This window comes from Actinomycetospora sp., assembly GCF_036497585.1.
GTDB lineage: Bacteria > Actinomycetota > Actinomycetes > Mycobacteriales > Pseudonocardiaceae > Actinomycetospora.
This window is the reverse complement of the sequence record NZ_DASXJD010000045.1, coordinates 1-9,417: the sequence shown is the minus strand read 5'-3', so window position 1 is coordinate 9,417 and position 9,417 is coordinate 1. Positions and strand designations below refer to the sequence as shown.

Annotated in this window: 11 protein-coding genes; 6 read left to right on the top strand and 5 right to left on the bottom strand. The window is 75.6% G+C overall.

Going from position 1 to position 9,417, the window contains the following annotated elements:
* Nucleotides 1-271: helix-turn-helix domain-containing protein (locus tag VGH76_RS04390; protein WP_331555395.1), on the top strand; the 271-nt coding region annotated here is incomplete at its 5' end.
* Between the two features lie 397 nt (nucleotides 272-668).
* Here VGH76_RS04390 and VGH76_RS04385 read toward each other — a convergent pair.
* Nucleotides 669-1,178 carry a hypothetical protein gene (locus VGH76_RS04385; RefSeq protein ID WP_331555394.1) on the bottom strand — a complete coding sequence of 170 codons (510 nt, stop codon included), beginning with the start codon at nucleotides 1,176-1,178 and terminating at the stop codon, nucleotides 669-671.
* A 148-nt stretch (nucleotides 1,179-1,326) separates the two neighbouring features.
* Between VGH76_RS04385 and VGH76_RS04380 the strand changes: the two genes are divergently transcribed.
* The 4 genes from VGH76_RS04380 (at nucleotide 1,327) to VGH76_RS04365 (ending at nucleotide 5,109) form a co-directional block, all read left to right on the top strand.
* Nucleotides 1,327-1,806, top strand: a complete 480-nt coding sequence (locus VGH76_RS04380) for a carboxymuconolactone decarboxylase family protein (protein WP_331555393.1) — start codon at nucleotides 1,327-1,329, stop codon at nucleotides 1,804-1,806.
* A gap of 5 nt (nucleotides 1,807-1,811) precedes the next feature.
* The gene (locus tag VGH76_RS04375; RefSeq protein ID WP_331555392.1) at nucleotides 1,812-3,785 is read left to right on the top strand and encodes a potassium transporter Kup; all 1,974 of its coding nucleotides are present in this window, start codon (nucleotides 1,812-1,814) and stop codon (nucleotides 3,783-3,785) included.
* A 369-nt stretch (nucleotides 3,786-4,154) separates the two neighbouring features.
* The gene (locus tag VGH76_RS04370; RefSeq protein WP_331555391.1) at nucleotides 4,155-4,424 is read left to right on the top strand and encodes a dsRBD fold-containing protein; all 270 of its coding nucleotides are present in this window, start codon (nucleotides 4,155-4,157) and stop codon (nucleotides 4,422-4,424) included.
* A 154-nt stretch (nucleotides 4,425-4,578) separates the two neighbouring features.
* The gene (locus VGH76_RS04365; RefSeq protein WP_331555390.1) at nucleotides 4,579-5,109 is read left to right on the top strand and encodes a proteasome activator; all 531 of its coding nucleotides are present in this window, start codon (nucleotides 4,579-4,581) and stop codon (nucleotides 5,107-5,109) included.
* Between the two features lie 199 nt (nucleotides 5,110-5,308).
* Here VGH76_RS04365 and VGH76_RS04360 read toward each other — a convergent pair whose 3' ends face one another.
* Entirely contained in the window at nucleotides 5,309-5,824 is a 516-nt protein-coding gene (locus VGH76_RS04360) for a universal stress protein (RefSeq protein ID WP_331555389.1), read from the bottom strand.
* Nucleotides 5,821-6,420, bottom strand: coding sequence for a hypothetical protein (locus tag VGH76_RS04355; protein ID WP_331555388.1), 600 nt, complete (start codon nucleotides 6,418-6,420; stop codon nucleotides 5,821-5,823). Before VGH76_RS04355 ends, VGH76_RS04360 begins: the two co-directional genes overlap by 4 nt.
* A 132-nt stretch (nucleotides 6,421-6,552) precedes the next feature.
* Between VGH76_RS04355 and VGH76_RS04350 the strand changes: the two genes are divergently transcribed.
* Complete coding sequence (locus VGH76_RS04350; protein ID WP_331555387.1) at nucleotides 6,553-7,494, top strand: bifunctional nuclease family protein; 942 nt, start codon at nucleotides 6,553-6,555, stop codon at nucleotides 7,492-7,494.
* Here VGH76_RS04350 and VGH76_RS04345 read toward each other — a convergent pair whose 3' ends face one another.
* Both VGH76_RS04345 and VGH76_RS04340 read right to left on the bottom strand, forming a co-directional pair.
* Nucleotides 7,495-9,027: a DUF4389 domain-containing protein gene (locus tag VGH76_RS04345; RefSeq protein ID WP_331555386.1), complete on the bottom strand. Its 1,533-nt coding sequence runs from the start codon at nucleotides 9,025-9,027 to the stop codon at nucleotides 7,495-7,497.
* Nucleotides 9,028-9,125: 98 nt separating this feature from the next.
* On the bottom strand, nucleotides 9,126-9,417 hold a 292-nt coding region (locus tag VGH76_RS04340; protein WP_331555385.1), incomplete at its 5' end, for a MarR family winged helix-turn-helix transcriptional regulator.

Sequence of the window (9,417 nt, the reverse complement as noted above, 5' to 3'; positions counted from 1 at the left end):
TGGCCTGCTCGCCTACGACCGGGAACGACACGCCGACCTCGTGCGCACCCTGGGCGCCTACCTCGACCACGGCGGCAACTACGACGACACCGCCGCCGCGCTGCACATCCACCGCTCCACCCTGCGCTACCGGCTGCAACGCATCCGCGAACTCTCCGGCCACGACCTCACCCACCCCGACACCCGACTGAACCTGCACGTCGCGGTACGCGCCGCCGTCGTCGCCGAGCCACCCGTGCTACCCGACGGGGACCACCTCCCCTCACTGTGAGCGTCCCGTCCGGGGAGGCGCTACGAGCTCGTGGCCGGCGCCCGGCCGGCGCGCCCAGGCCAAGCTTCGCGCCACGTGACCCGCGCGGGACGATGGTGGCGGCGGTCGCGCTTCGCTGGGGGTTCGGCCACGTCAGCAGATTCTCGACGACCTGCCACCGGATCTACGGCCGCCCGTCGGGGCGCCCGCTTGTGGTCGACCTCACGGCCGTCCGCGTTGTCGAGCCTGCCGGAGCGTGCGAGCAGGGCCCTGGCCTCGCGGCGCAGCTCAGCCGCGGCCGGCGCGTCGAGGTGGCCTACGTGGCCGGCGCCGCGGACGTCGACCTCCGCGTCGTCCGTGACCCGGCAGCACCCGAGGTGGCCCGGGCCCTCCTCGACGACGAGACCTTGTTCGAGATCTATCCCAGCCTCGAGGAAGCGCTGGATGGGGCCACCGACGCGTCGCCGCCGGGCGACGCCCCCGGCCACCCTCCCGCTCCCAGGGAGAGATAGGCGGCCCACGGGGGCGACCGGTGGACCGCGTCGAAGATGGTGAAGGCCTCGGTCAGGGTGGCCCGGTCGAGTTCGTCGGCCAGGGACGAGGGTGGGTCCCGCAGCTCCACGCGGCATCCATCACGAGTGCGGCGCTGGCGGAGTTGGTCGAGAACGGTGGTCAGGCCCGGGACGGAGTCCCGGACCTGGGAGAGGTCCAGGACCAGCTCGCTACCGGACATCCCGGCGAGATGGGGATCGTCGTGCAAGGCCCGGAGCCGGCCGGGCATCGGGGGGTCGACGACGCCACCGACCGCGACCGCGAGGCAGTCACCGGCGTAGGCCCGCATCGCGATGATCGGTTCGGCGCAGTGTCCTGCGCCGATGACCTCAGCGAGGGTCTTGAGCGTGGCCTCGCACCGCAGCGTCTCCGACACGGCAGCCAATGTGCCGCGGACCCGCGCCGGCCTCTTCGACCCACGATGTCGAAGCCGCTCGGCGATGGCTGACCTGTCGCGCCTGCCGGGTCGGCGCCGCCCCGGTCGGCGGGACGACACCGGCACCTGACCCGCCCACGGACATGCCGTGAGCGGGAGGGACGTCCCGGCGCGGGACGACCATCGACCCCTCGACCTCGTCCGCCGCGTCATCGAGGGTGCGGGCATGGACACCGCACTGGACCAGGCGAACGACTGGCAGCCCGACGCGCCGCCCCGAGGGGAGCAGGCCGGCTTCCAGGCCGACAGCCGTGCCCTGCGCCGCGCCGTCCCCGACGTCTACCGCGGCTTCGCCGGCATGCACGACGCCGCGCTGCGCCCGGGCGCCCTCGACACGAAGACCAAGGAGCTGATGGCCCTCGCCATCGCCGTGGCCCAGGGGTGCGAACGCTGCATCGACATCCACGCCCGCGCGGCCCAGGACCACGGGGCGGCGGAGGCCGAGGTGGCCGAGGCCCTCGGGGTCGCGATCCTCATGAGCGGCGGCCCCGGCACCTCGTACGCCCCCGTCGCCTTCGCGGCCTACCGGCGCGCCGCAGGTGCCCACCCGACGACGGGTCCAGACTGAGGTCCATGTCCGATCAACCGGCGGCCCCGACGCCGGGCACCGAGTCCGAGGGGGCCCGGGATGCGGGTGCCACGCGCCCCCGGCAGCACCCCTCCGCGCTGGGACGCGGCGCCGCCGGTCTCGCGCTCGGGGCCCTCGGCGTCGTCTTCGGCGACATCGGCACCAGCCCGCTCTACGCGATGCAGACCGTGTTCTCCATCGACGGCAACGCGGTGAGCCCGACGCCGGGCGACGTCTACGGCGTCGTCTCGTTGATCTTCTGGTCGGTCACGCTGATCGTCTCGATCAAGTACGTGACCTTCATGCTCCGTGCCGACAACGACGGCGAGGGCGGCGTCATGGCCCTCGCCGCCCTCGTCCGGCGGACGGTGCGCGGCCGACGCCTGCCCGCGTTCGCGCTGGCGCTGGGCGTCCTCGGCGCGGCGCTCTTCTACGGCGACTCGCTCATCACCCCGGCCATCTCGGTGCTCTCCGCGGTCGAGGGCCTCACCGTCGCCCAGCCCGACCTCACCGAGGCGGTGCTCCCGATCGGCGCCGTGATCCTCGCGGGCCTCTTCATCGTCCAGCGCTTCGGCACCCACCTCGTCGGGCGGCTGTTCGGCCCGGTGATGCTCCTCTGGTTCCTCATCCTGGCCGTGCTGGGACTCCCGCACCTGGTCGCCCACCCCGAGGTGCTGGCGGGCCTGTCGCCCACCTACATCGCCACCTTCGTCGCCGACCACCCCTACACCGCGTTCATCGCGATGGGCGCGGTGGTGCTGTCGATCACGGGCGCCGAGGCCCTCTATGCCGACATGGGCCACTTCGGCCGTGGACCCATCCGGCTGTCCTGGTTCGCGCTGGTCTTCCCCGCGCTGATCATCGACTACCTGGGCCAGGCCGCGCTGATCCTGCAGGACCCGCAGGCGGTCTCGAACCCCTTCTACCTGCTGGCGCCGGACTGGGCCCAGCTGCCGCTGGTGGTCCTCGCGACCGCGGCGACCGTGATCGCGTCGCAAGCGGTGATCTCGGGGGCGTTCTCGGTCTCGCAGCAGGCCGTCCGTCTCGGCTACCTGCCCCGCCTCACGGTGAAGCACACCTCGCAGCGCGAGAGCGGCCAGATCTACGTGCCGGCGGTGAACTGGCTGCTCTTCGGCGGGGTCCTCGTGCTCCTCGCGACGTTCCGCTCCTCGTCGGGCCTGGCCACCGCCTACGGCCTCGCGGTGACCGGCACCCTGCTGCTGTCCACCACGCTCTTCCTCGTCCACGCCGCCCAGGCCCGGCACTGGGCGACCTGGAAGGTGGTCCTCTTCGGCGTCGTCATCGGCGGGACCGAGGTGCTCTACTTCGCCGCGAACCTCACCAAGATCGTCAGCGGCGGCTGGCTCCCGCTCCTCGTGGCGGCCTTCGTCGTCACCGTCATGACGACGTGGCAGCGCGGCCGGCGGCTGGTGACGGTCCGGCGGGCCCGGATGGAGGGCTCGCTGCGCGCGTTCGTCGAGGCACTCCCGGACGGGACGGTGCGGGTCCCGGGGACCGCCGTGTTCCCCCACCCGACCGACGAGACCGCGCCCCTCGCACTGCGGGCCAACGTCAAGTTCAACCGGGTGCTGCACGAGCACAACGTCATCGTCTCGCTGGTGGCGACCGACGTCCCGCACGTCCCGCGCGACGAACGGCTGACGATCGACGACCTCGGCAACCGCGACGACGGCATCGTGCACATCAGTGCCCGGTTCGGCTTCCAGGACCCGCAGGACCTGCCCGACGTGCTGCGCCAGGCCCGCGGCCTCTCCCCCGAGATCTGCGAGCGGACCGATCTCGGCACCGCCTCCTACTACCTCTCCCGCATCATCATCGAGCGCGGGGACGAGCCCGGGATGAGCACGTGGCGCAAGCGGCTCTTCGTCGGGCTGGCCCACAACGCGGCCTCCCCGTCGGCGTCGTTCAAGCTGCCGATCGAGCGGACGGTGGTCATGGGGTCCCGGCTGGAGCTCTGAGCGTCGCGACCGCGAGCCGGCGGTCATCGGGCCCGTGCGAGTCCACGCACCGCCAGGACCGTGAAACACCAGGAAGAATCCCGCGACGAGCGCCATCTCGACCGGCGTGGTGAGGACGTGCCCGAAGCCGCGGGCGACTGGGTGGTCTGCGCGGCGGGGTTCGCGTTCGACACCACCGACGGCGAGCGCATCGCCGGGCCGCTGATGTCCGTGCTCGCGGTGGACCGCGTCGGCTGACCCGCGCCGGCCGCCGAGGACGGGCCCGCGGGCCAGGCGGCGCGGGCCCTCCGGCCCTCGCTCCGCGCCCGTGGGCGGACCAACCCTCGGCCCGGGCACCACGACGGGAGCCCGCGACCGAAGGAGCACACCATGACCCACACCGAGGAGTGGCGGACGATCATCGAGATCGAGGAGCACGACGACCACACCACGGCCGTCGCGCGCCTGCAGACCCGCGACGCGACCTCCCTGGAGGGCCGGGGCAGGGCCCGCCGCAACCCGCTCGATCGCGACGTGCCCGAGATCGGTGCCGAGCTCGCGGCCGCCCGGGCGCTGGCCGAATTGCAGCACCGGCTGCTCGACGCCGCGATCGGGGACATCGAGCAGGCCACCGGCCAGGAGGCCCACCTCACCAGCTGAGCCGCGGGGAGCCTTCGGGCGCGCAGGGCCGCCCGGCCCGCCGGATCGGGCCGCGCGGCCCTGGGGCGCGCGGGCGAGCCCGGTGTCCCCTGACATCGCGGTCCCCGCCGACCCCCGGTGGCGGGGCCCGCCCACGACACGAAGGGGCTCCGAGGTGGCCGCAGGTACGACACCGGGCGCTCCGGCGCCCGTGGTGCACGACGCCCGCCGCTGGTCCCGGGACGGGTCACCCGTCCCGGCCCCCGCGCCCGCCGAGGAGCCACCACCCCGTCCGCCGGGCGCGCCCGACGTCGACGACCCGGCCCCGCTGCTGCGGATCGGGTTCATGGTCCGCAGCGTCCTCGAGGAGACCCGCGCCCTCACCCTCGACGAGCACGCCCGCGAGCGGCTCCGCGACCTGCAGCAGCGCGCCCTCGACGAGATCACCCGTCACCTCGGGCCGGAGCTGCGCGACGAGCTGCACGCGGTGCGGCTGTCCCTCCCCGACGACCGCGTCCCCGACGAGGTCGAGCTGCGGATCGTCCAGGCCGGCCTGGTGGGCTGGCTCGAGGGCCTCTTCCAGGGCGCGCAGGTGGCGGTCGCCGCGCAGGAGTCCGCCGCCGGCTCCCAGCTGGCCCAGCTGCGCCGCGACGCGCTCGCCCGGGGCGCCGACCAGGGCCCGGTCCCCGAGGGCAGCTACCTCTGACGACCCGCCCCGACGGTCCGAGGGACCCGGTCGTCCGGGGCACCTCGCCCCTGTCACCGCGGTCCGGGTCCCGGTGAGGCTCCGCCCACGCGCTGGGCCGGCCCGCGCTCGCGCCGGTTCCCGAGACCTGAGCCGACCCGAGACCTGGGCCGACCGGAGCGCGGGCCGACCCGAGACCGGGCCGACAGGCGGCGGCCCGTCAGGCGCGGGCCGCCGCCGGGGCCTCCACCGTGATCGTCGCGGCCCTCGACGCGGGCTCGGGCACCACCGTCACGGGGCAGGACGCATGCAGCAGGCACGCCAGGGCCACCGACCCCAGGGCGCTCACGACGCCGTGCCCGCGGTGTCCGACGACCAGCTCCACCGCGTCCATCGACTCCGCGAGCAGGACCGACGACGGAGGGCCGACCTCGACCACGATGTCGAGCTCGGGGCTCACCGGGATCTCGGCGGCGAGCTCGTCGAGGACGTCGTCGAGGGTGTCGGCGACGTCCGCGCGGATGGCGGCGGCGACCTCCGTCGTGGAGGGGATCGGGATGCCGACACCCCCTCCCACGGTCCAGCCGAAGGAGCGGTCCGGCGGGTCGAAGGCGGCCACCACGCGGAGTCGCGCGCCGCGGGACGCCGCGGAGCGCACCGCCCGGGCCAGGGCGTGGCGCGCCCCGACCGACCCGTCCGCGCCGCAGACCACCACCCCGCCCCGCGAGCCGGTCACCCGGACATCCCGCGGCTGCGGCCCAGCCCGAACAGGGCCCAGTCCTCGTCCCAGTCGCGGAAGCGTCGCCGGTCGAGGATCCAGTGCAGGAGGCCCAGGAGGCCGACCAGGCCGACCCCTGTCGTCAGGAACGCCCAGAACGCGAGCATGACGCCCTCGGCGGTCGCCTGCGCGTCGCTGCGCGGAGCCCGCACCTGGTGGCCGTTCGCGTCGATCCACGCCGACCAGGGGTCGCCGACTCGGGCGCCGCGCAGCTCGACCCCGGTGACGGCGCGGGTGGCTCCGTCGGGCCCGGTCCACGTCGCGGTGATGTCGACGGCGCCCGACGGGACCCCGCCCGTGGTGGCCGCGCGCGGGACGACCTGGGTGATCGTGGCGGTGACGGGGTGGGCCACCGCCCGGACGAGAGCGGCCCCGTCGCGGACGTCCTGGGCCCGGCCGCTGCCCAGGGCGAGGAGGAACGGCACGGCGATCACGAGGAGGGCCAGCGCGACCCACCGGGCGACGGTCTCCGTCCGGTCCGACGGGCGCCGCAGCGTGCTACGCCGCGGCACGAACGCCGTCCGGAGCCGGTCCGGCAGCGTTCCCTTCGTCACCGTCGACATCGTGGTCCTCCCTCGTCGTGATCCTGGACGAAGCCTGGGCGGCGGTCCGGCGGGCGGGCAGAGGCGAGGGTCTGCACAGCCGCGGGCCGGGCGGCCCGATCACGGCCCGCCGGTGGTCGCCCCGTGCCCGAGTCCCTCGGCCGCCATCGGGAGCCGGCGATGGAGAACGGCGAGGGCGGCGGCCGCAGCGGTGGCGTGGGCGGCGGGAAGGGTGGGGTCGGGGCCGGTGGGGTCGGCGGCTCCGGCACCGGAGGCTCCGGGGGCGGGACCGGCGCCGGGCCGGGAGGCGGCACGGGCCTCGGCTCGGGCTCCGGGGGCGGCTCCGGCTCGGGCGGGGGCTCCCGTCCCGTCCCGGCCCCGACCGTGGTGGTGCTCATGCGTGGCACGCTCGCGTCGGCCGGACCCGCGCGGGAGGGCCGTTCGGCCCGTCGTCACCGGCGGCGGGGTCGTTCGGCCCTGGGCGGGACCACCGGGCGCGACCACGCTGCCGTGATGAAGCTCCTCGACCTCGTCGGTCTGCACGTGGACGCCGCCTCCGGCACCCCGCTGGTGATCGTGCGCGAGCACGACGCGCCGCACCGCATCGTCCCGATCGTCGTCGGGCCCGCGGAGGCCGCGTCCATCGCGGTCGCGCTCAGCGGCGAGCCGCCGCCCCGGCCCCTGAGCCACGACCTCATGGCGGCGCTCGTCCGGACCCTCGACGTCCGGGTGGACCGGGTCGAGGTCACCGCGCTGCAGGAGGGCGCGTTCCTCGCCGAGGTCGCGCTGGCCGGCCGGGGCGGGGACCTGCGGCTCGACGCCCGTCCCTCGGACGGCATCGCGCTCGCCGTCCGCGTCGGCGCCCCGCTCTACATGGACGACGAGGTGCTGGAGATGGCGGGGTGCACGGTCCGCGAGGAGCCCGACGAGGCGGCCATCGACCAGGCCGTCGACGAGTTCCGCGGCTACCTCGACCGGCTCGACCCCGAGGCGCTGGCCGCCGCACTCGGCGAGGGGCCGCCGGGCGGTGACGCGCCCGGGCGGGGTCCCGGGGACGACGAGGCGCCCCCGGAGCCCGGCCGCTGATCACCGGGCCGCGAGCGCCTCCTGCTCCTCGCCTCGTTCGGGCCGCGCGCCGAGGACGATCACGACGACGCCGAGCAGCACCAGGGCCCCGCCCGCGAGCATCACGCCCGCCGAGACCGGCCGCAGCGCCGGCGCCTGGACACCTGCCGAGACCGAGACCAGCACCGGGGTGGTCCCGTCGGCGTTCATGACGACGAGGGACCAGTCGCCCGGGGCGGGCGTCCAGGTCAGGGTGCGGGTGCCGGGTCCGGCGGACTGCGCGGCCCAGAACGGCTGCGTCGCCGGGGGCGGGACGACCGCCCCGCCGGGGACCTCCGCGACGGTGCCACCGCCGCGCCCGTCGGTGCCCGGTCGCCAGATCCCCTGGGGCACGCCGGTGAGGTACCGGGTCACGTCGGCGGTCGGGCCGATCCCGACGAAGAGGTCCCTCGCGCGCAGCGAGGTCGCGGTCACCTGCGCCGAGCCGAGCACCGCTGCCGGCTCCGTGCCGGAGATGACCATCGGGTCGGTGCGCAGTGCCGCGCCCGCCGTCGCCGAGGTCGTCGGCCCGAGGGTGAGGTAGCCCGCCGCGTTTCGTGCCCCGGTGTCGGCGGCGAGCCCGGTGACCCCGGCGCCGAAGACGCCGAGCCCGAGCAGGGCGATCATCGCGCCGACGACCAGCAGGGCGAGGCGCCCGCCCGAGGGCGGCGGCACGGTCCGCGCCGGGGGCGCCACGGGTGGCTGCGGGGGCGCGGTCGGCCGGTCGAGCAGGACGGTCGATCCGCTGGCCGGTGCCGGCGCGGGCACCGCCGCGTCCGCGGGCGGCTCCTCGGGCTCCGGCGTCGTGTCCGGCCCGGGCAGCTCGTCCGCCGGTGCGGCCGAGGGCTCGTCCTGGCCCTGGTCCAGGCGGAACGGCGGGTACTCGTCGGTCATCAGCGAGGCGTAGGCGACGACCCGCAGCACCCAGCGGTCGAGGCCGACGACCAGGTCGGCGATGCCGCGCGGGTAGCGCCGGGTGAACAGCAGCGCGACGACCGCGAAGAGCACGAGCAGCGTGATGAGGCCGCCGTCGAAGCTGATGGCGCCCTCCGGGCCGAGGCGGGCCACCACGGTGCCGCCCGCGCCTACGAGGAAGGCCAGCACGACGTAGTGCGGCAGGGCGAGCAGCCACCACTTGACGAGCACGAGCCCGCGGGAGAGCTGCGGCGGGTGGTCGATCTCGAGCCGCGCCGCGTAGTCCGGCACGTCCTTCAGGGTGAAGGGCGGGTAGCGGTCGGTCCCGTTCGCGCCGTAGCCGTAGAACGCCACGCGCCATCCCCAGCGCAGCACCCCGGTGGTGAAGCCGAAGATCACGCGGGGGTAGCGGCCGGTCACGAGGATCGCGACGAACGCGACCACGGTCAGCACCCAGAACGCCGCGCCCAGCACGGCGAGCACGATCAGGTGCGGGATCAGCAGCAGCCACTTCACCAGCCAGAGGCCGCGGGAGAGGTCGGGGTCGAAGCGCCCCGTCACCCGGATCGGTGGGGGTGGGGGCGAGGGGTTGTCGGTCATGGGCCGGACGATCGGGCGGATCCGCGACGCGGGGCAGGGCCGCCGGTCCCGACCCCGTCGGGCGGTTCGTCCGATGTCGGGACGGGGTCAGGACGACGTCAGGACGAGGCCGCCGCCCGCTGCATCGTCGTCGTCGCGGCCCGGAGGAAGTCGCGGACGACCGCAGCGTCCCGGTCGTCGAGGGGGCCGGTGAGCGCGTCGAGCCCCTCGAGCAGGGACCCGAGCGCGCGGAGCGCCTCCCGGCGGGCGTGGTCGGTGGCCACCAGCCGGGTGCGCCGGCCGTCGTCGGGGTCCGGCACGCGGGCGAGGTGACCGGCGTGCACGAGGCGGTCGACCAGGACGCTGGCCGAGGCCGAGCGGATCCCGAGCCGGCGGGCGAGCTCGACGGGT